This is a genomic window from Chryseobacterium tagetis (genome assembly GCF_016735585.2).
Taxonomy (GTDB): domain Bacteria; phylum Bacteroidota; class Bacteroidia; order Flavobacteriales; family Weeksellaceae; genus Chryseobacterium; species Chryseobacterium tagetis.
The window spans coordinates 507,294-530,976 of sequence record NZ_JAERSE020000004.1; the positions used below are offsets into that span (position 1 = coordinate 507,294).

Annotated in this window: 23 protein-coding genes and 1 tRNA gene; 16 read left to right on the forward strand and 8 right to left on the reverse strand. The window is 33.5% G+C overall.

Translation table 11 applies throughout. The features are described from left to right. Nucleotides 1–24: 24 nt before the first annotated feature. The 4 genes from JI747_RS16290 to JI747_RS16305 all read right to left on the reverse strand — a co-directional run bounded on the left by JI747_RS16290 (nt 25) and on the right by JI747_RS16305 (nt 3,853). Nucleotides 25–603: a hypothetical protein gene (locus JI747_RS16290; RefSeq protein WP_225689931.1), complete on the reverse strand. Its 579-nt coding sequence runs from the start codon at nt 601–603 to the stop codon at nt 25–27. Continuing rightward, nucleotides 593–1,810 carry an AAA family ATPase gene (locus JI747_RS16295; RefSeq protein WP_225689932.1) on the reverse strand — a complete coding sequence of 406 codons (1,218 nt, stop codon included), beginning with the start codon at nt 1,808–1,810 and terminating at the stop codon, nt 593–595. Before JI747_RS16295 ends, JI747_RS16290 begins: the two co-directional genes overlap by 11 nt. Before the next feature lie 113 nt (nt 1,811–1,923). Then, nucleotides 1,924–2,958, reverse strand: a complete 1,035-nt coding sequence (locus JI747_RS16300) for a DUF3871 family protein (protein WP_225689933.1) — start codon at nt 2,956–2,958, stop codon at nt 1,924–1,926. Beyond that, entirely contained in the window at nt 2,942–3,853 is a 912-nt protein-coding gene (locus tag JI747_RS16305; protein ID WP_225689934.1) for an AAA family ATPase, read from the reverse strand. The genes JI747_RS16300 and JI747_RS16305 overlap by 17 nt, the downstream gene beginning before the upstream one ends. Nucleotides 3,854–4,237: 384 nt before the next feature. Here JI747_RS16305 and JI747_RS16310 point away from each other — a divergent pair, with 384 nt between their 5' ends. Next, nucleotides 4,238–5,686 (forward strand): hypothetical protein, encoded by a 1,449-nt coding sequence (locus JI747_RS16310; RefSeq protein ID WP_225689935.1) that lies wholly within the window; start codon nt 4,238–4,240, stop codon nt 5,684–5,686. Nucleotides 5,687–5,689: 3 nt separating this feature from the next. Here the strand turns inward: JI747_RS16310 and JI747_RS16315 are convergent, their stop codons facing one another. The 3 genes from JI747_RS16315 to mce form a co-directional block, all read right to left on the reverse strand. Then, nucleotides 5,690–6,904: a site-specific integrase gene (locus JI747_RS16315; RefSeq protein WP_225689936.1), complete on the reverse strand. Its 1,215-nt coding sequence runs from the start codon at nt 6,902–6,904 to the stop codon at nt 5,690–5,692. Nucleotides 6,905–7,101: 197 nt separating this feature from the next. After that, nucleotides 7,102–7,175: transfer RNA gene (locus JI747_RS16320), tRNA-Ile, on the reverse strand. A 62-nt stretch (nt 7,176–7,237) separates the two neighbouring features. After that, entirely contained in the window at nt 7,238–7,636 is a 399-nt protein-coding gene (gene mce, locus JI747_RS16325; RefSeq protein WP_225689937.1) for a methylmalonyl-CoA epimerase, read from the reverse strand. A gap of 92 nt (nt 7,637–7,728) precedes the next feature. On the opposite strand from mce, the gene rbfA reads away from it, so the two are divergent. From rbfA to JI747_RS16360, 7 genes are all read left to right on the forward strand, one after another. Continuing rightward, a complete protein-coding gene (gene rbfA / locus JI747_RS16330; RefSeq protein ID WP_225689938.1) occupies nt 7,729–8,088 on the forward strand; it encodes a 30S ribosome-binding factor RbfA in 360 nt (119 codons plus the stop codon). Between the two features lie 6 nt (nt 8,089–8,094). After that, nucleotides 8,095–9,300, forward strand: coding sequence for an ABC transporter permease (locus tag JI747_RS16335; protein WP_225689939.1), 1,206 nt, complete (start codon nt 8,095–8,097; stop codon nt 9,298–9,300). 48 nt (nt 9,301–9,348) lie between these two features. Further along, on the forward strand, nt 9,349–11,130 hold the full coding sequence (locus tag JI747_RS16340) for an endonuclease (protein ID WP_225689940.1): 1,782 nt from the start codon (nt 9,349–9,351) through the stop codon (nt 11,128–11,130). A gap of 59 nt (nt 11,131–11,189) precedes the next feature. Further along, nucleotides 11,190–11,927: a shikimate dehydrogenase family protein gene (locus JI747_RS16345; RefSeq protein ID WP_225689941.1), complete on the forward strand. Its 738-nt coding sequence runs from the start codon at nt 11,190–11,192 to the stop codon at nt 11,925–11,927. Between the two features lie 73 nt (nt 11,928–12,000). Next, a complete protein-coding gene (locus JI747_RS16350; protein ID WP_225689942.1) occupies nt 12,001–13,809 on the forward strand; it encodes a DUF349 domain-containing protein in 1,809 nt (602 codons plus the stop codon). Between the two features lie 59 nt (nt 13,810–13,868). Then, nucleotides 13,869–14,894, forward strand: a complete 1,026-nt coding sequence (ribD, locus tag JI747_RS16355; RefSeq protein WP_225689943.1) for a bifunctional diaminohydroxyphosphoribosylaminopyrimidine deaminase/5-amino-6-(5-phosphoribosylamino)uracil reductase RibD — start codon at nt 13,869–13,871, stop codon at nt 14,892–14,894. 3 nt (nt 14,895–14,897) lie between these two features. Next, entirely contained in the window at nt 14,898–15,497 is a 600-nt protein-coding gene (locus JI747_RS16360) for an IMPACT family protein (RefSeq protein ID WP_225689944.1), read from the forward strand. Between the two features lie 97 nt (nt 15,498–15,594). Here JI747_RS16360 and JI747_RS16365 read toward each other — a convergent pair whose 3' ends face one another. Continuing rightward, nucleotides 15,595–16,305, reverse strand: a complete 711-nt coding sequence (locus JI747_RS16365) for a zinc metallopeptidase (RefSeq protein ID WP_225689945.1) — start codon at nt 16,303–16,305, stop codon at nt 15,595–15,597. A 105-nt stretch (nt 16,306–16,410) separates the two neighbouring features. On the opposite strand from JI747_RS16365, the gene JI747_RS16370 reads away from it, so the two are divergent. From JI747_RS16370 to JI747_RS16405, 8 genes are all read left to right on the forward strand, one after another. After that, complete coding sequence (locus JI747_RS16370; RefSeq protein ID WP_225689946.1) at nt 16,411–17,544, forward strand: GNAT family N-acetyltransferase; 1,134 nt, start codon at nt 16,411–16,413, stop codon at nt 17,542–17,544. Nucleotides 17,545–17,878: 334 nt separating this feature from the next. After that, on the forward strand, nt 17,879–18,250 hold the full coding sequence (locus JI747_RS16375; protein ID WP_225689947.1) for an NADH-quinone oxidoreductase subunit A: 372 nt from the start codon (nt 17,879–17,881) through the stop codon (nt 18,248–18,250). Between the two features lie 106 nt (nt 18,251–18,356). Then, nucleotides 18,357–18,917 (forward strand): NADH-quinone oxidoreductase subunit B, encoded by a 561-nt coding sequence (locus JI747_RS16380; protein WP_039370412.1) that lies wholly within the window; start codon nt 18,357–18,359, stop codon nt 18,915–18,917. 5 nt (nt 18,918–18,922) lie between these two features. Next, nucleotides 18,923–19,417, forward strand: a complete 495-nt coding sequence (locus JI747_RS16385; protein ID WP_225689948.1) for an NADH-quinone oxidoreductase subunit C — start codon at nt 18,923–18,925, stop codon at nt 19,415–19,417. A gap of 68 nt (nt 19,418–19,485) precedes the next feature. Further along, complete coding sequence (locus JI747_RS16390) at nt 19,486–20,709, forward strand: NADH-quinone oxidoreductase subunit D (RefSeq protein WP_039370407.1); 1,224 nt, start codon at nt 19,486–19,488, stop codon at nt 20,707–20,709. A 120-nt stretch (nt 20,710–20,829) separates the two neighbouring features. After that, complete coding sequence (locus tag JI747_RS16395; protein WP_225689949.1) at nt 20,830–21,339, forward strand: NADH-quinone oxidoreductase subunit NuoE family protein; 510 nt, start codon at nt 20,830–20,832, stop codon at nt 21,337–21,339. 90 nt (nt 21,340–21,429) lie between these two features. Beyond that, nucleotides 21,430–22,788, forward strand: a complete 1,359-nt coding sequence (gene nuoF / locus JI747_RS16400; protein WP_225689950.1) for an NADH-quinone oxidoreductase subunit NuoF — start codon at nt 21,430–21,432, stop codon at nt 22,786–22,788. A gap of 1 nt (nt 22,789) precedes the next feature. Next, nucleotides 22,790–23,671 carry a hypothetical protein gene (locus tag JI747_RS16405; protein ID WP_225689951.1) on the forward strand — a complete coding sequence of 294 codons (882 nt, stop codon included), beginning with the start codon at nt 22,790–22,792 and terminating at the stop codon, nt 23,669–23,671. The last annotated feature ends 12 nt before the right edge of the window (nt 23,672–23,683 follow it).

The following is a 23,683-nucleotide window of genomic DNA, read 5'->3' on the forward strand; positions in this document are numbered from 1 at the left end:
ATTTCAGTCAATAAATTATTATATTTATACAATAAGCCTTTTTGTACTTTTTATAGTGATTGTATTTGTAGGTCTTATAATAATGTTATGATTTAGTAATATATCTTCAATTGATTCATCCCTAGGCTTAAAAGATTCACTAAAATCTTCTATCAATGTAGGAAATGAAACTACTCCTGTAACTCTTCTACCTTTCTCTATCAATCCTTTATTTCTAAAATAAGCAACAGTTTCTTTTATTTTTTCAACCATAATATATGGATAGTCATTTTCCTCTCTAAATGCATTTTCAAGACTATGAGAATACTTTGTTTCTACACAAAGAATCCAGTCATTATCATTACCCGCAGTTGGAAATACAATACATTCACATTGCTTACAGCATACACCTGTTGAAACTTCTAGACAGTTTTCACCAAATAAAATAAAATAGCTTTCTATTTTACTTGGGTTATGTAAATGTACAGATGCTACTTCTGGTCTAGTACAACTACATTCTATATCTCCTCCATTAATATTTTTGTAATCAACAATAAAAAAATTTTCACAATCTGATACTTCTAATGAATATTTTGATATTACTCTTGCAATCTTATCCTTCATAAGTAAAGAAACTTAACATATTATAATATTCATCCATAATATCTTTTGTTATTTCATTGAAATAGTGCTTAGTCACAGTATTTGTTCTCTTATCTTTAACAGACATCAACTTTCCTTCTTTTACTTCATATATTGAAACATCATCAGGATTAATCCAAGACTTTATACTTTTAAATGAATTTATTTCATCCTTTTCCAATTCGCCTTTTATATTATATCCCATTAAACAATTATTAATAGAATATAATATATATGGGCTATGAGTAGTGATAATCAAAGAATGTTTTTTACTATTATTAACAATTGTTTTAAGTAAATAATTGATCAAATCTCTTTGAGTTGTTGGAAAAAGATTTTGTTCTGGCTCTTCGATTATAAATTGCGTTTTATGATAATTTACAATATTGTTCACGCTATACTTGGTAAGAAATTTAATAAAATCTGGAGCTATGTTATAATCTTTTAAATCAATATTATCTACTTTATGCTTCTCTAAAAGTTTCACAATATTAGATTGAATTGAATCTAGTTCTCTTACAGAAACAGAATTGTTTGTTTTGTATATTTCTTTTGATAAGTGTTCTACAATGAGAATTAAAGGCAATATTGATTGTATTCCACTTGAACCTTCTTGTAATAAGATTTCTTTATTATTTGATAGTTTTAACAAATCTTGGTCTGCATCAATATTGTTATAATACTTAATCCCAAGATTTAAAATAGAAAGGCTATTTTTATTTGTAAATGATCTTTTTGCCGAATACCAATCATATACAAAACTCATTATATTGTCATTTGTTTCTTTATATTTGCTTAAATTAGGAATAGCAGAAACAAAATTTCTTTCAGAAGGTATATAAATATTTTTAGTTTTCTTATATGATTTTCTAGTCTTCTTTTTTGTGATTCTCTGTGTCAAGCTTTCTCCTGAATATGATATAATCAAAAAATCACTACTATATTCAAAATATGATTCTTTAGTAAAATAATTTTTTCCTAATCTGTGGAATTCCAAAAGCTGTTCTTTTACATCATAGTCATATTTTTCATCAATTAAAAATCTTTTCTCAACCCATTGACAATAACTAATAATTTTAGCAATTGTACTTTTCCCACTACTTTGGGGTCCCATAAATATATTAACTCTTGATAAATAAATATCAACATATTCAATGGGTCCAACATTCTTAATAACTAATTTTTCCATTAATTTAATTTAAAAAATTTTACAAGCCTATGAAGTAAAACCTTCTTAAGCAAAAATAATATTTTAAATCAAGAAATAATAAAACTACCCTATATTTCTATAGGATAGTATTTCTAACTCAAAAACCAATGATAATTTGAATTACCATTAAGTGTCTGTTGAATACCTTTAGTAAAATCAAAAGCATTCAAATTTCTATCTAAAAATGTATCAATATAACTACTCTTGTTAGCTTGTGTAAAAAGATTATAGAGATTCCAAAGGTTTATATCTCCTTCAGTATTCCTACAAAAACTTTCATCTTCATAATAGTCTTTCGTAATTGTATTGATATGACCATCTGTAAATTGTAATAATGGCAAAGTTTGTCTTTCTCTTTTAGGTAAGTGTTGATACAATCTTGTTCTTCCTAACAGTTGAGCAAACTGGTGTTCAGTTAAAAAATAATCTGCAAACTGCTTCATTTCAGACAAGTGCTTTTCTGCATTATAGTTACCTAATATGTTTAATAGTTTAGATTGCAGTTCCTCATAAGAACTTACTTTCAAATCATCAACAAAACCATCACTCCAAACACAGAGATTACAGCATACTTTATTTTGAAAACCTACAAAGAACTTAAACTTTTCAAAGGTTTTCTTATTGTAAAGATTTTCCTGATTATATGCTCTAACTCCACCAACTGTAAGGGCTAACTCATTACCAGTAACAGAGTCTGTAATACTAGGAATCTTAATTATAAAAGCCATCCTTTCAAAATATTGAGTTCTTTCATGGCTTAGTAAGTCTTTTGCATTTTTATAGATAGCATCTGGTGTTCTTCCCTTAATTTGATGTGATACTCTGATTTCAGGATCATTAAAAATCTGATTAGAAAATACTTTAGCAATACAATTTTGTGTAATTTCAATAAATTCCTGATGAGCAATAGTCTTCTCATTATCTTTAGAGAATACAGGAATTATACAATTATTTCTTAAACTGTAAATATCAATCTCTTGTGTATTTGCTTCAATAAAAGGCTTATCTTGATATTGACTTTGAGAATGAACAGACATATCAATTATCTTGGTTACTGGTGATAAATGCTTTACAGGAGAGAGTTGCAATTTTTCACTTTGTTCAATTAAATCAATAGTGTTTTCCATTTGTTGAAAAGTTTTGCGGGTTAGATAGTTTAATTAAGAATGACTTTCTTGTTTCATATTCATTCTTTAGCTCTTCTTGATATTCTGGGTGTTGTTTGTAAATAGCCAAAAGTTCTGCAATAGTATTACTGGTGCTAATTTTATTTAGAATATCCTCTTTAGAAAAGCGAGAGCCACCAGTAAAGGAGTTCTGATTATTTGTTTGTTTAGTTGTAACACCTGAATTACACCATTCCAAAATTAGCTGACCAGTAGCAGAAGTAATTACAAATTCAGGTTTATTCATAAATAATCCAGTTCTATCCTTTGATGCTTTGGCTAAATGGTTTTCATTGATTAATTCAAAATTGATAGTTAATTCATACTCAAAACCATCTCTGGTAATTTCTTTAGTTCCATGCTTTACTACTTGTGTTTTGCCATTGCTACCAATATCTAATGAGTAATCCATCTTCCTTCTTGTAGTGGTAATAATATGACAAGTTGATTGCAGTATCTTATTAATAAAGGATTGGTGTCTTGGTGTGACATTAGCCCAATCTTGAAATCTACCTCCCAGTTTTTCATGAATTTCAAGACACCCACCAGTACCATTCCACTCATGGCTTGCAGAATCAATTATAATTACTTCAATTCCTGATTTCTCACACAGCTCAATTGCCTGTATATATCTTTCAGGTGAGTAAGGAGCTTGTAAATCCAGAACATTGTAATTTCCTAAATCTGAATACAGAGAAGCAGAAGAATTTTCAGTATCTATAACTGCTATTTTGCTCCAGTCCTTTGTCATTCCATAAGCTAATAATAAGGCTGATTTGGTCTTTCCAAATCCAGATGCTCCAGACAATCCTAATCTGAGTTTTACTTGTTGTCTTTGTGATTGTTTTAATTGCATTATTTTAAAATTTAATTGTTAATATTTTTAGTTTATTATTTAATCTTGAAAATGAAAATATAGAATGTAGAGTTTCATAACTTCCTGTAAACAATATGGTACTCCACCATATTATCAATCAACACAAATACCCTTACAACAAACTAAAAATCAACATCATAAATACAAATCATCTAAGCATTTTTTTGTATTTTAAGAAATTATTTTGTATTTTTGTTTAGTGTAAAAGTCATTTTGACAAAACAAGAAGCTTTTGAACATTTTTAGGTCTGTTTGTTGTGATTCTACCTAAAAATTTATCATAGCCTGCCAATAGAAAAGGCAGTCCCTACTTTCAAGGTAGTGGGGCTCATGTTGATAAATAACTCAACACTTGTTACACCATTGAATCACAATGGAAGTGAAATACAACAAAATCCTGACAGTGTAACACAGGTAAAAGGAAATAGAGAATTACCAAAAAAATTATCTCTTTATATTCCGCAAAATTTTGACATTGATAAATTAGTTAAAGACAATCCTCCTACTTTTAAATATCATAGAGATTACTTTATCTATCTAATTCATCTTATTACCGATATTCCTATTAGAAATAAGGATGAGAACATGTTTTATGTTCCTTTTTATAGTTCACTTATACAAAGAAGAGTAAGAGAATATAGAAAGTACCTTGATTACCTGGTAAGTAATAACGTTTTAATAGAAAACAGGCAATACATTGTAGGTAGCAAATCAAGAGGTTTTAGATTTCATATTAACTACCAAACTGAAATCAAGCATATCTACATCACAAAAAGACCTCTAATAAAAAGTATCCTTAAGTTTATTCATCTTGATAAGTTTGATAATAATGAAATAATTATTGAAAATAATGAGGAATTAAGCTATTTATTAAAGTGGTTTAATGGTAAATTAGATATTGATTTTGCAAGTGCAAAAAATTATCTTCAACATCTATATGAAATTGAGAAAAGAAGTCATAATATTTTTACTTCTGATAAGCCCTGTAATGCTATGGGAAGATATAATAGTAGATATATGGTTCTTTTAAAACTTAAAAGACAGGAGTTTTTACATACCATTGATTCAACAGCAGGTAGATTGCATACTATTTTAACACAATTAAAAGGTGACTTAAGACAATTTGTAACTTATGATGGTAAACCATTAGTTGCTGTTGATATAACTAACTCCCAACCATATTTATCTACAGTATTATTTAATGAAGAAAAATTCAAAGAAAATAACATCTTATCTACTGTCAAATTATACAACAAGTCTTATCATTCTAATAACAATAAACAAAACTTTCTACCCTATTATGTTAGTAAAAATGTGAAAAATGCCTATAAATCAGAAAGCACAAATCATTATATAGATATTGTAAAATCTGGTCAGTTATATGAAGAATTTGGAAAAATACTTTTGAGCAAGGGCATAATCACAGATGAAGAGCCTGTAAGAACGCAAGCCAAAACAATTATTTTTAGTTCCATTTTTAGCCCTAACCAATCCATTGCTTATAATCAGTCTATGGTAATTTTCAAGGATTCATTTCCAGATGTCTATGAAATATACAGGCAAATAAAACAAGGTCAACACAGAACTTTAGCTTGTTTATTACAAAATGTTGAAGCTAAATTAGTACTTCATACTGCATGTAAAATTATAGCTGAAAATGAGCCAGAAATACCAATATTTACATTACATGATTCTATTATAACAACTTCTGGTAATGAGCAGTATGTATTCAAAGTATTGTATGATGTATTATTAAATGGTATAGGCATTCCGCCAACTTTAAAATTTGAAAGATGGGAAAAGGTAGCATAAAAACTACCTTTTCAATTTCTTTCCAAGCTTTATCATTTGTTCACTAACTTTCTTATTCACTACTTTAGCATAATGTTCTTGAGTAATGGTAATTTTAGAATGTCCTAAAAGCTCACTTACAATTTCTATAGGCACATCATTATATAATAAAACAGTTGTAGCAAAGGTTTTTCTTGCAATATGATGAGTAAGATTTTTTTGGATACCAATTATCTCTGCAATTTCCTTCAAATAAGAGTTGAATTTCTGATTACTTATTTTAGGTAATATTTTAACTTCATTTCCAATTTCCTGATATTTCTCTATTATGTTAGCACTTTTAGACAGAAGAGGTATAGAGATTTCTTTTTGTGTTTTCTCTCTTATCATCTTAATCCAATAATTTCCATCAAATCCCTTAACAATATGTTTTGCTTCAAGGTTTGACATTTCATTGTATGCCAAACCTGTGTAACAACAGAAAATAAACATATCAGCCACTTGCTGTAATCTAGATTGTGAAAATTGATATTTTTCAAGTGATTCAAGTTCCTCTGTAGTAAGATATACAACCTCTTTCTTTATCAATTTAACTCTATAAAGAATAAAGGGATCTTTATCAATTATTCCTTCTGAAATTGCTATTCTAATCATTCTTCTGAATCTTTGTATTGTTTTGTTAACAGTTGCAAGAGCTAAGTTCTTTTCAGATTTTAGGTAAAACTCATAATCTTGAATAAACTTCAAATTCATATCCTTGAACTGATAATCATTCTTCTGGTACTGGTACTTTAAATAGTCTTTCATCAATTGCATAGCCTGTTTAAATTTCCACAGAGTTCCTATTGTATAATCTTTACCAACCAACTTCTCTAACTTATCATTATGTTCTTTAAAAACTTGAAGCACTGTTTTATTCTTTTTAGGTGCTTCTCCTTTGTATTGTAAAAAAATATCTTCTACATCAAAAATCTTTTCATTAACCTGTAGAAATAAAAAAGCCTGATTAATTTCATTCTTAATCAGGCTTAATTGGGAATTGATAAAAGTATTTCCTTCATTAGGTGGCTTAGCTTTCTGCTGTTTGTTATTCCAATAATTAGGTCTTATGAATAATCCTAAAGAAAACTCTTTCCTATCTTGTTGGAATGTAATCCTACATCTTATAGGGCATTTTCCTTGTTGATTTATTTTTACTTTTTGCAAAAGAAAAAGTATTGATATTTTATTGTTATTCATTGATTTATAATTTAGAATATGGTACACCAAAATAGAAAAATGGTACACCTAATAGAATGCCTTTTAGACAATCAAATTAATTTGAAAATTGATAAAATGTTGAGTATTTAAAAATTCAACTTTATAGTAAACTATTGTAAAATAGCTTTACAATACAAAAAAGCACCTACATTTCTGTAAGTGCTTGATTCTAAAAGTGGTCCCACCTGGGCTCGAACCAGGGACCACCTGATTATGAGTCAGGTGCTCTAACCAACTGAGCTATAGGACCTCAAAACTTGGTTAAATTTTGTGTTTGCAAAAATAGCAAAAATTCCTTCACTACAAAATTTTTTATTGCTTTTCTTGACACAATTCTACCAGTACTCCGTTGGTAGATTTAGGATGAAGGAACACAACTAATTTGTTATCAGCACCTTCTTTCGGTTCTTCAGAGATAAACTGAAAGCCTTCATTTTTCAATCTTTTCACTTCATCGTAGATATTTTCTACTCCGAATGCCAAATGATGGATGCCTTCTCCTTTTTTATCTATGAATTTTGAGATTGGACTTTCCGGATTGCTGGCTTCCAAAAGCTCTATTTTACTTTCTCCGGTTTCATAGAAAGAAGTTACTACCCCTTCCCTTTCCACGGTTTCTTTTTTATAGGATTCTTTTCCCAATAATTTAGCAAAGAGCTCATCTGAAACTCCTAAAGACTTTACGGCTATACCGATATGTTCTAGCTTCATAAATACTAATCAATAATTAAAATTGTAAATTTGATACTGCTTCCGAATTTCAAAGTACCAATTCAAACAAAAGTACTAAATTTGCAGAACTTATGGAAAGTAACAGACAAAGAAAAGTAGCACAGATTATACAGGAAGACTTCGCAGAGCTTTTCCGCAAACAGGCTGCCAACAGCCAGCAAAACATTTTAGTAACCGTTTCTGACGTAAAAGTAACGTCAGATTTGAGTATTGCAAAAATCTATTTAAGTATTTTCCCTCAGGAGCATCGTAATGCCGTTATGAAGGAAATAGAACTGAATAAAGCTCAGTACAGAAATTTCATCGGCCAGAAAATGGCAAAACAAGTGCGTGTAATCCCTCAACTTAATTTTTACCTGGACACTACTCTTGATGATGTAGAAAAACTGGAAAGAGAACTAAGAGGTGAAGGCGACAATCCTGTTTTATAAATCATTTTGAAGAACATTGCATTTTATATCGCATCCCGATACCTTTTAGCTAAAAAAGGGAGTACTGCCGTTACCTTTATTACATGGCTTGCCGTGGGAGCGATGACGGTAGCCGTAACTGCAATGTTCGTCATTATATCCGTTTTTTCCGGACTGGAAGATTTCAACAAAGACCTTATTGCCAACCTGCATGCGGATCTTACGATAAAAAGCAGTTCAGGAAAGACCATTAAGAACTTACAACAGGCTGAAAGTGTTTTAAAAAAGAACAAGGACATTGCAGGTTTTTCTAAAGTTATAGAAGAGAAAGTTTACATTAACTATAATGGCAAAGGTGACATTGCCTATTTACGGGGAGTAGATTCTGCCTATACGAGGGTAAATCCTATTGATAAAAGTATTTTCTACGGCACTTATCCGAACTTTAAATATTCTAATGAGGTGCTTATGGAGCATTCTCTTAAAAACAGACTCTCCATTCCCGTAGATTCTACTTCGGATTTCGCTACGGTTTTTATGCCTAAGCCCGGTACAGGTATTATTAATAAGGAAGAGGACATCTACAATAAAAAGAATATTTTCGTTACAGGGGTTTTTCCGGGAAATGACCAGCTTAACAATTATATTATTGCTCCTATTGAGCTTACAGAAGAACTTTTGGATCTTCCCAAACAATCTGCCTATCAAATTGTGATTAAGCTTAAAAATCCTGAAAACGCAGATCAGGTAAAGCAAAGTCTGGTTTCACAGCTTGGCAAAACTGTTGAAGTAAAAACCAAAGAAGAGGAAAATGCTGCCTTCTGGAAAATGATAAATACTGAAAAACTATTTATCTATCTGATTTTTGCTTTGGTCATCTTTATTACCACTTTCAATCTTGCAGGAGCCATTATCATTCTTCAGCTTGATAAAAAAGAACAGGCCCGTTCATTAATTTCTCTTGGATTTCCTTTAGCTCATTTAAGAAAAACATATTTCTATACTGGAGTTCTTATTGTAGTGTTAGGAATTATTTCCGGATTAATTTTAGGGACTGTCTTATGCTATTTCCAGCAGTATACAGAATTCTTTAAAGCCATAGGAACATTGCCTTTCCCCATTAAGATCGTAGGGAACAATTATATCATTGTAGCGATCACTGCTGCAGTATTTGGTATTCTTATTTCATGGTTCTTCTCAAAAATAAGCAAAGACTATATTACTAAAAGTTAATATATAACACTTCATTTTTTTGTACCTTTACGCCCCCAATTTAAAAAAATGAAACGAATACTATTTTCTTTGTTGTTTTCATTTGCATTTATTAATGCATTTGCGCAAATTCCGACAGGATACTACAACGGAACAACAGGACTTACAGGTGCTGCTTTGAAAAGCAAACTTAATCTGATTATTACCAATGGACACATCGACCATGGGTATGGTGGACTTTGGAGCGGTTACCAAACAACCGATCGTGATTATTATTACGAAAATGACGGAACAATCTTAGACATTTACTCAGAAAATGCGAATGGTACAGATCCCTATACATTTACTTACGGAACGAACCAATGTGGTTCTTACAGTACGGAAGGAAACTGCTATAACAGGGAGCACGTAGTCCCTCAGAGCTTGTTCAACAGTAATTCTCCTATGGTTGCAGACATTCATTTCATCAGACCTACTGATGGAAAGGTAAACGGAATGAGATCTAACTATCCTTACGGAAAAGTAGGTTCTGCTTCTTTCACTTCTTTAAACGGATCTAAACTTGGAACTTCTATTTCTCCCGGATATTCAGGAATTGTTTTTGAACCTGTAGATGCTTTTAAAGGTGATGTTGCAAGAATGATTCTTTATTTTGTAACCCGATACGAAACACAGCTTTCCGGATTCAGTACCGGAAATATGTTGGGAGGTTCAGCTTTCCCGGGACTTCAGACTTGGGAACTTAACCAATTATTGGCATGGAATACATTAGACCCTGTTTCTCCTGCAGAAATCGGAAGAAATAACGCTTCTTATGTATATCAGGGAAACAGAAACCCATATATTGATCACCCGGAATATGTTGATCTGATCTGGGGAACTCCGGTTGTTGACACTCAGGCTCCGACAGCTGCGACAAATTTAGTAGCGAATAACCCTACAAGTAATTCAATTTCTTTAAGCTGGACTGCTGCTACAGACAACATCGGAGTAACAGGTTATGATATTTATTTCTCAAACGGAACATTATACTCTACTGTTACCGGAACAACTGCAACAGTACAAGGATTAACTCCTTTAACGACTTATACATTCTATATTATTGCTAAAGATGCTGCAGGAAATTCATCTGTACAGAGCAATACTGCAACAGAAACTACTTTGGCAGGGCAACCTGGAGGAGCAAGCTGCGGAACTGAAGATTTCAGCAACATTCCGGCTGCTGCTTCAAGTTATGCTACTCAAACGTGGACGAATAACGGAATTACATGGAATGCAACTGATGCAAGAACAGATCAAACGATCACAGGAAAAGCAATTACGATAAGAGACGGTTATTTATTAAGCTCTACTCTTTCAGGAGGTATTCAAAACTTAACGGTAAAAACTCAGCTGAAATTTACAGGTTCAGATAATGCTTTAAACCTTGAAGTAAATGGTGTTCAGGTAGGGACAATTCCTTATGGTGCAACAGCAGGAACATACACGATCAACAACATCAACGTAAGCGGAAATGTTACGATTAAACTTATCAATCCAATTTCAGGAAACAGAGTGGCAATTGATGATTTAAGCTGGACTTGCTATAACAGCAGCTTAGCGACATCAGAAACGTCAAAAGACAAAGCGTTCGGTATCTATCCTAACCCGGTTAAAAATAACGAACTGTTTGTAAAAGGTGAAAATATCAGCAAAATCTCCAAAGCAGAAATTATTGATCTTTCAGGAAAACTGATCCAGGTGATTCACAATCCTTTTAAAAACTCTAACAAAATAAACCTTAAAAACTTATCTAAAGGAGTTTATCTATTAAAAACAGATGTAAGTATCGCTAAATTCATTGTAGAATAAAAAAACAAAATTAATTTATAAAAGACCGAATTTCTCGGTCTTTTTTTTATTTTTGAAGTATGATTTCCAATAAAAAATTAGGCTTAATAGGACGCAATATCTCGTATTCTTTTTCAAAAAAATTCTTTGAAGATAAATTTCAGAAATTAATGCTCAAAGACTTCTCTTACAGCATTTTTGATTTAAACGAGATTCATGAGGTTGAACAGTTATTTTCCACTCCTGATCTTTTAGGATTTAATGTGACCATTCCGTACAAAGAAAAGATTATTGATTATCTGGATGAACTTAGTGATGAAGCACAAAAAATAGGTGCTGTCAACTGTGTTTTAATTCAGGATGGTAAAAAAACAGGCTATAATACTGACGCAGTCGGATTTGAAAAAACATTGCTTCTTCATAAAAAAACGCACCAGAATTCAGCTCTTATTTTAGGAAACGGAGGAGCCGCAAAAGCCGTAGAATATGTTCTTGGTAAACACGGAATTCCTTCTCTTACAGTATCCAGAAGTACGAAAATCAATTTCGATAATTTAGACAAAGAAACGGTTGAAAATCATCCGATCATCATTCAGTGTACACCAGTCGGAACTTTCCCTAATGTAGAAGACTGCCTGAAATTCCCTTTTGACGGGCTTTCTAAAAATCATCTGGTGATTGACTTAATTTACAATCCCAACTACACCCAATTCATCATCAATGCATCTGAAAAAGGAGCAAAAACAGTGAACGGCTATTATATGCTGGAACAACAGGCAGAAAAAGCTTGGGAAATTTGGAATTTTCAAAAAAAATAACATAAATTAGTGTTTTAATTGGCTTTTTGCTATATTTAAAGGATATTAATGCCACTCACATAAAAGACTTGCTATGACTACAGAAAACAATCTTTCTGAAAACGAAGAAAAGAAAAATGCTCAAGAAGTATCTGAACAGAACACATCGGAAGAAACCGTTTCTTCTCATGAGCCTCCTCATGAAGAAGATGCCGAGTCTGTAGAAGATCAGGAAGAAGAAGTTGAAATTTCTTTGGCAGACGCCTTAAAGGAAATGGAAAAAATCATCAACACACCTAATGCTGGTGAAAACTTCAAAAAATTCAACATTTTAAAAGAAAAAGCAAGCCACTACATTCATGATGAGATAGAAGATAAAAAACATGAATATGTAGAAACAGGAAATGCTCCTGAAAATTTCAGCTACGAGCATCCTTCCCAATCTAGACTTTCTGCTTTAGTCAATATCTTCAGAGAGAAGCATGATTCTTACCAAAAAGGTCAGGAAGAAGAGCAAAAGAAAAGTCTTGACCACCGTCAGAATATCATTGAAAGACTTAAAAATCTATATACCAATTCTGAACCGGGAACCAATCTGTTTAAATCAATCCGTGAAATAAAAGAAGAATGGTCTAAAGCCGGGCAGGTTGCTAAATCTGAATTCAAAATTCTTAACAATAATTATTTCCACCATCTGAATCAGTTTTATCAGATGCTGGATTTAAATAAAGAGTTTCTTGAACAGGAATACAGCCACAATCTTGAAAAAAGACAGCACATCATAGAACGTGCAAAAGAACTGGAAAACGAACCTGTAATCCAGAAAGCACTGAACGAGCTTCAGTATCTTCACAAACTTTGGAAAGAAGAAGCTGAACCTGTTGCAGAAGAATTCCGTGAAAAAACCTGGGAAGAATTTAAAGAAATTTCCAATAAAATACACGAAAGAAAATCAGAATTATCAGCTGCCATAGAATCTGAACAAACCATTAATCTGGAAAAGAAAAATCAGATCATTGCTGAAATAAAGAAACTTTCTGAAGCTGCAGAAGCTTCTAACCATAATTACTGGCAAAATGCCATCCGAAAAGTAGAAGATCTTCGTTCTGACTTCCTGAAAACCGGAAGTGTCCCAAGAAAACTATCCAATCAAAACTGGAATGATTTCAAAACGACATTAAGAAATTTCAACACAACGAAGAATAATTACTATAAATCATTAAAAGGTTCTCAGCAGAGTCATCTGGAAGAAAAGCTTAAACTGATTCAGACTGCTAAAGACAATATGAACAATGAAGAATGGGACATTGCTGTACCATTATTTAAGAAGCTTCAGGAAGACTGGAAGAAAATTGGCCACGTTCCAAAAAGTATGACCAATAAGATCTGGGATGAATTCCGTGATGCCTGTAATACATTCTTCAACAACTACAGAGAAAAAAGTAATACTTCTACCGATAACTGGAAAGAAAATTACAAACATAAAAAAGAACTTCTTGAAGAGCTGAAAACCGTTACAGATGAAGATGGCAGCATCGAAAAGATTGAAGCGATTAAAACCGCTTGGAATAATATAGGAAAAGTTCCAAGAGAGAAAATTTCAATCAATTCAGAGTTCAACAAAGCGTTGAGAGAAAAGTTAAAACTGAATAAGATCAACGAACTGGAACTTAAAGAAGAAGGTCTTTCCGAAAACCAGCTTACAGACAAAGCTAGAAAAATCAAGAGCCAGATCTCTGATCTTGAAGCTGAAATTGTAAAATTGGAGAACAACTTAGCATTTTTCAACAAGCCATCAAGAGAAAACCCTCTACTGAAAGATACTTTCGATACGATTGACCAGAAAAAAGCTCATTTAGAAACTTTAAGACAGAATCTTCACAGCATTATTGCCGGAGAATAAACTTATAAAAAAATCTAAAAAGCGGAGCCAAGCCATTTGTCTTCGCTTTTTTCTTTCCTATGCAAGACGAATTTTATATCAGAAGATGTATTGAACTGGCTCAAAAAGCGATCGGCAACACCTACCCCAATCCTTTGGTAGGTAGTATAATTGTTCATAACGGAAAAATTATCGGTGAAGGCTATCATCATAAAGCCGGAGAACCCCATGCCGAGATCAATGCCATCAATTCAGTAAAAGATAAAACCCTGATTCCTGAATCTACCATTTATGTTTCTTTAGAGCCTTGTGCTCATTATGGGAAAACTCCGCCATGTGCCTTAAAGATTAAAGAACTCGGATTCAAAAAAGTAGTTATCGGTGCAATGGATTCTCACGATAAAGTAAACGGAAAAGGTAAAAAGATCATTCAGGATGCAGGTATTGAAGCCGTTTCCGGAATTTTAGAAAAAGAATGTATTGAACTCAACAAACGTTTTTTTACCTATCACGAAAAGAAAAGACCTTATATTATTCTAAAATGGGCAGAATCCGGAGATGGATTTTTAGACAAAGATTTCAAACCCACTTCTATTTCTAATGCCTTAGTCAACCAATTCGTTCATCAGTTAAGAGCAAATGAACATGCTATTTTAGTAGGAACACAAACTGCATTGAATGACAACCCCAGTTTAACGGTAAGAAATGTGCAGGGAACAAATCCTGTAAGGATTTTAATTGATTTTGATTTGAAAGTTCCTCAAGATTTCAGCATTTACAATACTGAAGCTAAAACTTTAGTATTTAATACTACAAAAGAAGAAACCAAAGAGAATATTCATTTCATCAGAATTGAGAAAGAAAATTTCTTATCCGATTTAATGTATGCTTTATACAAGGAACAGATTCAATCCGTCATTATTGAAGGCGGAAGATTTACTTTACAACAATTCATCAATGCGAATCTTTGGGACGAAGCTGTAGTTATTAAAAATGGTCATCTGAAACTCGAAAACGGAACTCAGGCTCCTGATTTAAATTTTAAACCTTATAAAACCGAAAATTTCAGAGACAACTCAATTGAATTTTACAAAAGAGAAGGATAAAACATGCAGTTTGAATATAAAACCATAGCAAGCCCAATAGAAAACACTTTATTAAAAGAAAAAGGAAGCAAATTCATCGGATTCGCCTTCCCTGTTACTAATGAAGAAGAGCTGAAGAATGCTTTAGAAAAAATAAGAACAGAGCATCCAAAAGCAACGCATCATTGTTACGCTTTCAGAATGGGACTGAATGGTGAAAACTATCGTGCAAATGATGACGGAGAACCTTCCGGAAGTGCAGGTTTGCCAATATACAATCAATTACTCGCTCATGAGATCACCAATGTTTTGGTAATTTCTGTCCGCTACTATGGCGGTACAAAACTCGGAGTTTCCGGTTTGGTAAAGGCTTATAAAGAATCTGCAAAAATCACTTTAGAAGAAGCAGATATCATAACTAAAGAACTGGAAACTGATATTGAAATTCTATTTAATTTTAATCAGCAGAATATTATTTTCACTTTGCTGTCTAAATTTGACGCCAGAATCATCAATTTCGATTCACAAGAAAAAGCATCTATTGTAGCGAAAATAAAATTAAAGCATAAAGATGAAATTTCAGAAACTTTAAACAATTTACAGTTCGTAGAATATAAAGTTTAAATTTAACAAATTGCAATTCCGTATTTTTTCGATTTTCAGATAATAAAAACACCTCAGAAATTCTCTAAGGTGATATCTATGTAACTTAATATAAAATCTAGTCTCTTCTTCCGCCCATAAACAGAGATGCCCAGTAAAGAAGCTGCGCCAGTGAACCAATCGCCGCAACTACATAAGTTCTTGCCGCCCATTTTAAACTGTCCTGAACGCCCACATATTCTTCGGAAGTCACTGTTCCTGTATCTTTCAGCCATTTCATTGCTCTGTTGCTTGCGTCATATTCCACCGGAAGTGTTACAAAGGCAAACAATGTAGTAAAAGCAAACATCAGAACACCAATTCCTAATACCAGTCTGTTTCCCGAAGGATTATCAATTGTTCGCGTTGCTGCCATAATCATAATCCCTGCAATAAGAACAAACTGCATCAGATTAGAACTTATACTTACCACAGGAACCAATTTTGAACGTAACTGAAGCATTGAATACCCTTTAGCATGTTGAACGGCGTGACCACATTCATGAGCTGCAACCGCTGCTGCAGCCGCATTTCTCTGCATGTAAACACCTTCAGAAAGATTTACTGTTTTATTTTCAGGATTATAGTGATCTGTTAATTGTCCTGGAACTGAAATTACCTGAACATCCGTAATCCCGTTATCTCTTAACATCTTCTCTGCGACTTCCTTTCCGGAAAGTCCGTTTTGAAGATGCACATTGGAATAATATGCAAATTTTGATTTCAATCTCGATGAAACCCAACAACTTACCAGCATTGAGATACCGATAATAATGTAATAACCAATCATTTTATTAGATTTTAAATGTGTTTTTTTACTATTTTGCTGTAAAAACTATGCCAAAGTATTATATTTAAATATTTATATTTGCTCATTAAATTACCTTCCAAAGCTATGTCTAAAGTTTCAGTCATTGAAGTAAAAAACCAAAAGGAATTAAAACAATTTGTCAAATTTCCTATGGATCTTTATAAAAACAATCCTTATTATGTTCCTTCTTTCATTAAAGACGAATATAAAACCTGGGATGTTAAAGAAAATCCGGCCCTAAATTACTCTGAATCGAAACAATACCTTGCTATAAAAGACAATAAAGTAGTTGGAAGAATTGCTGTAATTATCAATCATAAAGAAGAGAAGGAATTAGGAATCAAAAAAGTACGTTTTGGATGGATTGATTTTATCGATGATAAAGAAGTTTCTAAAGCCTTAATTCAAAAGGCAATAGACTATGCCAAAGAAAACAACATAGACAAAATAGAGGGACCAATGGGTTTCACAAACCTTGACAAAGCAGGAATGCTTACCATGGGGTTTGAAAAACTAGCAACAATGATCGGAATTTACAATCATGAATATTACCCTAAACATCTTGAAGAGCTTGGCTTAACCAAAGAAAAAGAATGGGTAGAGTTTGAAATGAATTTCCCGAAAGTTTTACCGGAAAAAGTTGAAAAATTCAGTGGTTTGATTGCTCAAAAATACAAACTCAAAGTATTGCATTTCAATTCCAAAGAAGAGATCTTACCTTTCGTTGAGCCAATGTTCAAACTATTGGATGAAACTTATAAGCATCTTTCCACCTACACTCCTATTTCTGAAGAACAAATACAGACTTACAAAGAGAAATATTTTCCTTTTATTGACAAAAACTATGTAATCTGTGTAGTTGATGAAAACAATGAGCTTGTTTCTTTCGCCATCACAATGCCTTCTTATTCAAAAGCATTACAGAAGTCAAAAGGGAAATTATTTCCTTTCGGATGGTGGCATTTTTTACAGGCAAGCAAGAAGAACGACCGTGCTAATTTTTATCTTATCGGAATTCACCCTGAATATCAAAGACGTGGCGTAACTGCTATTATCTTTAAAGAAATTTTCGTAAGATTTACAAGCATGGGAATTGATTTTGCCGAGACCAACCCCGAATTAGAAGAAAATAAGAGTGTTCAGGTTCTTTGGCAAGATTACAACCCCGTGAATCATAAAAGAAGAAGAACCTATTCTTTACATATTGGTGATAATTAATAGACAAAACAATCTTTTAATCTCTAGTATCTCTACATGAAACCACATCTTATTATTTTCGCCATTTTAATCGCCGGATTTATTGTTTATAATTTATTTTTCAGGATAGAAGACGACAGAACAAATACTGTAGTTAACATAATGTATGCAAGTGTTTTATTTGGTTATATCTCTTTTATGGCCTTTTCTCTCCTTAAAAAAATGAAAAAATAAACGCTATTTTTATTGATTCTAAATTATCAGTTTTTCCTATTTTCATCCTATTTTAAAGCTGATAAATTTCATGCTTTCTTGTTTATTCGCTAAATTTGCAAATTGAGATAATAATGTAAAAATGAATTTACCTGAAAGTTATATTCCGATCCTTATACAGGCAGGTGTTGCGATAGGATTCGTAGCCGTTTCTTTGCTTGGAGCACATTTTTTAGGTCCAAAACAGAAAAAAGGAAATTCTGTTAAAAACCAAAGCTGGGAATGTGGTGCCCCGGTAGAAGGAAATGCAAGAACACCGTTTTCGATCAAATATTTTTTGACAGCGGTACTATTCGTATTATTCGATATTGAAATCGTATTTTTTTATCCTTATGCAGTCAACTTCAGAGAATTCGGAATGGAAGGATTCTTGGCAGTATTGATGTTCGTAGCAATTTTCTTCATGGCATTTTTCTATGTATGGAAACGCGGCGCACTCGATTGGGATAAATAAGAGAAATTATAAATTTTAAATTACAAATTTTAGATGGTGGTTTTTAATTAAAGTTAAGATTAACAATAATTTAGAATCTAAAATTTAAAATCTAAAATCTACTAAAATGTCAGATAACAAACCAGTAATAAAAACAGATGCACCGGCTCCGGAAGGATTTGAAGGAGAAGGGTTTTTCGCAACGAAACTGAGCAGTGTAATCGGGATGGCCAGAAAGTTTTCACTTTGGCCGTTGCCTTTTGCAACCTCTTGTTGTGGTATCGAGTTTATGGCTACCCTGAACCCGACGTATGATGCTTCAAGATTTGGTATGGAAAGAAACTCTTTCTCACCAAGACAAGCAGATATGCTGATGGTTTGTGGAACTATATCTAAGAAATTAGGACCAGTCCTAAAAGAAGTTTACACTCAGATGGCAGAGCCGAAATGGGTGGTTGCAGTTGGAGCTTGTGCTTCCAGCGGTGGTATTTTTGATACTTATTCTGTATTACAGGGTATCGATAAAATTATCCCTGTAGACGTTTACGTTCCGGGATGTCCTCCAAGACCGGAGCAGATTATCGAAGGTGTAATGCAGGTTCAGGCTTTGGCAGAAAGCGAAAGCATCAGAAGAAGAGACATGCCTGAATATCAAAAATTATTAGATTCTTACAACATTAGCAACTAACGGAAATGACAAACGAATTTGTATTAGAAGCAATCACAAGAGAATTTCCGGAGTCTGTAATCGCGAGTTCAGAGCCTTATGGAATGTTGACTATCGAAGTGAAGAAAGAAGATATCAAGAAGATTATTCATTATCTTAGAGATTCATCACTGGAATTTAATTTCCTTACAGATATTTGTGGAATCCATTACCCGGAATACCCTGAGAAGGAAATCGGTGTGGTTTATCACCTGCATAATATGATGGCTAACTTCAGATTGCGTCTGAAAATCTTTATGTCCAGAGAAAATATCGAGGTAGATTCTTTAGTGGAATTATATGCCGGAGCTAACTGGATGGAAAGAGAAACGTATGATTTCTACGGAATTAAATTTAAAGGACATCCTGATCTTAGACCTATTCTAAATATGGAAGATCTTGGATACCACCCAATGTTGAAAGAATATCGTTTGGAAGACGGAACAAGAACCGACAAGAACGATAGTATGTTCGGAAGATAAAAAATATAAATGATTAATGATAATTGGTTTATTATCAATTATCGCCTATCAATTATCAATTATATATTATGAAAGATAACTCATTATCTAATATACTAAACCAGTACGAAAGTAAGGAACAGATTGACGGTCAGTTATACACCCTCAATTTAGGACCCACTCACCCTGCAACGCACGGGATTTTCCAGAATATCTTAACGATGGACGGAGAAAGAATCCTTCACGCTGAACAGACTGTTGGATACATCCATAGAGCATTTGAGAAAATTTCTGAAAGAAGAAACTACTCTCAGATCACTACCCTTACTGACCGTATGAATTACTGTTCTGCACCTATCAACAACCTAGGTTGGCACATGACAGTTGAGAAGCTAATCGGAGTTAAAGTTCCAAAGCGTGTAGATTATATGCGTGTTATTTTAATGGAATTAGCAAGAATTGGTGATCACCTTATCTGTAACGGTGTAACCGGGATGGACTCGGGAGCAATTACTGGTCTTACTTATATGTTCATCGAAAGAGAACGTATTTATGATATGTATGAACAGATCTGCGGAGCGAGAATGACTACCAATATGGGAAGAATCGGAGGTTTTGAAAGAGATTTCACTCCAAAATTCCATGAGTTATTAAAGGATTTCCTTAAAACTTTCCCAGCAAGATTCAAAGAATTCTGTACTTTACTAGAAAGAAACAGAATTTTCATGGACAGAACCATCGGAGCAGGAGCAATTTCTGCAGAAAGAGCATTAAGCTATGGTTTCACAGGTCCAAACTTACGTGCAGCAGGTGTAGATTATGATGTACGAGTTGCACAGCCTTATTCATCTTACGAAGATTTCGACTTTATCATCCCTGTGGGAACATCAGGAGATACTTACGACCGTTTCATGGTTCGTCAACAGGAAATCTGGGAATCACTTAAAATTATCAACCAAGCATACGACAACCTTCCTGAAGGGCCATTCCATGCGGATGTTCCTGATTTCTATCTTCCTGAAAAGGCAGATGTATATCAGAAAATGGAAGCATTGATTTACCATTTCAAAATCGTAATGGGAGAAACTGATGTGCCGAAAGGTGAAGTTTACCACGCTGTAGAAGGTGGAAACGGAGAATTAGGATTCTATCTAGTGAGTGATGGTGGAAGAAGCCCTTACAGATTACACTTCAGAAGACCATGTTTTATCTACTACCAAGCCTATCCGGAGATGATTACAGGTTCTGTAATTTCTGATGCGATTGTAACCATGTGTAGTATGAATATCATTGCGGGAGAATTAGACGCATAATAGAATAGACAAAAAGAGGAAAGAATAAAGACTTTCTTCAAAATAAATAAAATTGAATTTAGATCACGAATCAAAAAGTCTTTTTCTCTTGATTCTTTGTTCTTTAATCTATAAAATAAAATGAGCGAAACAATAGCTTTTAAACCGGAAAGTTTAGCACAGGTACACAAAATTATCGCAAGATATCCTGAAGGAAGACAAAAATCTGCTCTTCTTCCTGTTCTACACATAGCACAGAAAGAATTCGGAGGATGGTTAGACGTTCCTGTGATGGATTATGTTGCGGGATTATTAAGTATTAAGCCAATTGAAGTATATGAAGTAGCAACTTTCTATACGATGTTCAACATGAAGCCGGTTGGTAAATATGTTTTGGAAGTTTGCAGAACGGGACCTTGTATGGTTTGCGGGAGCGAAAAAATTCTGGATCATATCAGAACCAAACTGAACATTAAGGACGGACAGACTACAGAAGACGGAATGTTTACCTTAAAGCCTGCTGAATGTCTTGGTGCTTGTGGATATGCTCCAATGATGCAGTTAGGAAAATTCTTTCATGAAAATTTAACAATAGAAAAAGTAGACGAAATCCTTGATCTTTGCAGAGAAGGACAGGTTGATTTGGGCTAACAACAATTTAAAATCTCGGATTTTAAGTTAATTTAAATTTTAACAAATAAATGCAAGAAGCCAAAAGCCAATTGCAATAAGCATATTAAAATGAGTAAAAAACTTTTACTTAAAGACGCACATATAGAAGGTATCCGCTACTTTGAAACCTACCGTAAGCAGGGGGGTTATACTGCAGCAGAAAAAGCCTTGAAAATGACACCCGAAGAAATTCTTGAAGAAGTAAAAGTTTCAGGACTTCGTGGACGTGGTGGAGCAGGATTCCCAACGGGAATGAAATGGAGCTTTTTGGCAAAACCGGAAGGCGTTCCAAGACACTTAGTCGTAAATGCCGATGAATCTGAACCGGGAACTTTCAAAGACAGATATCTGATGGAATTTCTTCCTCATTTATTAATTGAAGGAATGTTAATTTCGTCCTATACTTTAGGTTCAAATGTTTCTTATATCTATATCCGTGGAGAATATTCTTGGATTCCGGATATTTTGGAAGAAGCCATTGAAGAAGCTAAGGCAGCAGGATTTTTAGGTAAAAATATTTTAGGAACAGGTTTCGATTGTGAAATTTACGTTCAAAGAGGTGGTGGAGCATATATTTGCGGTGAAGAAACTGCATTGCTTGAATCTCTTGAAGGTAAAAGAGGAAACCCAAGATTAAAACCGCCATTCCCAGCTGTAAAAGGACTTTGGGAAAGACCAACGGTTGTAAATAACGTTGAATCTATCGCGGCAATCGTTCCAATCATTGATATTACAGGAGCAGAATATGCTAAAATCGGAGTGGGAAGATCTACAGGTACGAAATTAATTTCTGCTTGTGGAAACATCAACAAACCGGGAGTCTACGAGATCGACATGACCATTACGGTAGAAGAATTTATTTATTCTGATGAATATTGCGGAGGAATTCCAAACGGTAAAAAGCTGAAAGCTTGTATTCCGGGAGGTAGCTCTGTGCCGATTGTTCCTGCGAATTTATTATTAAGAACCGTAAACGGAGAACCAAGATATATGAACTATGAATCATTAGCAGACGGTGGTTTCGCTACCGGAACAATGATGGGTTCAGGAGGTTTCATCGTTTTGGATGAAGATCAGTGTGTTGTAGAACATACCATGACTTTGGCGAGATTTTACAATCACGAAAGTTGCGGACAATGTACTCCTTGCCGTGAAGGAACGGGATGGATGTACAAGATTTTAAAGAAAATCGAGAAAGGAGAAGGAAAAATGGAAGATATCGATCTGCTTTGGGATATCCAGAGAAAGATTGAAGGAAACACAATTTGTCCATTGGGTGATGCAGCAGCTTGGCCGGTTGCAGCAGCGATTCGTCATTTCAGAGATGAGTTCGAATGGCATATTAAAAACCCTGAATTGTCTCAGACACAAAATTACGGATTGGCACATTATGCAGATCCAATTCCGGCTGTTGAAAATAATGCTTAGAATGAAAAATTTATTGGTAGCCGGTATATTGATGTCGGGGATTGCCTTTGGACAAGTCAAAAAAGATACAGTAGAAAAAGAATATAAATTGGAGGTTACTCCATATAAAGCTGAAAAGAAAGAAAAGCCTCTTCCTTTAAGCAAAAAAGGACAGATGTTCGTTTTCTTTGGTTGGAACAGAGGAGCTTTTAGCAACTCGGATATTCATTTCAGTGGAAACGGTTATGATTTTCAGCTGAATAATGTATCTGCAAGAGATAAGCCTACAAAATTTGGAATTGTTTATTTTGATCCAAGTTGGTTTACCGTAACGCAGTATAATTTCAGAGTCGGATATTTTATTAAAGATGATTTGGCTATTGTGTTAGGAATCGATCACATGAAATATGTAATGAAACAAAACCAGACGGTTGATTTTTCAGGAACAATTTCAGATCCGAAATATGCAGCGATGGTACAGAATGGGCAGGTAAATTTAGCTGATGAACAGTTTCTTACTTTTGAGCATACAGACGGACTTAATTATGAGAACTTAGGTCTTGAAAAATATAAAAATCTGGTTCATAAAAAGAATGTAGATTTGGTATGGTCTTATGGAGCCGGACTTGGGGTAATGTTTCCGAAAAGTAATATCAAGCTTTTTGGAAATGAAAGAAGCGACCGTTTTCATGTTGCCGGGATGGGAGCCGATCTTAGATCAAGTTTAAACTTGGTTTTCTGGAAAAACTGGATGTTGAGAGCAGAAGTAAAAGCAGGATATATCAATATGTGGGATATAAAAACTACATTGAATAATAAGCCGGACAAAGCTCGTCAGGATTTTGTTTTCGGACAAGTTCTTGCAGGAATCGGATATACATTTAATACAAAGAAGTATAATTAAAATATAGCGAAA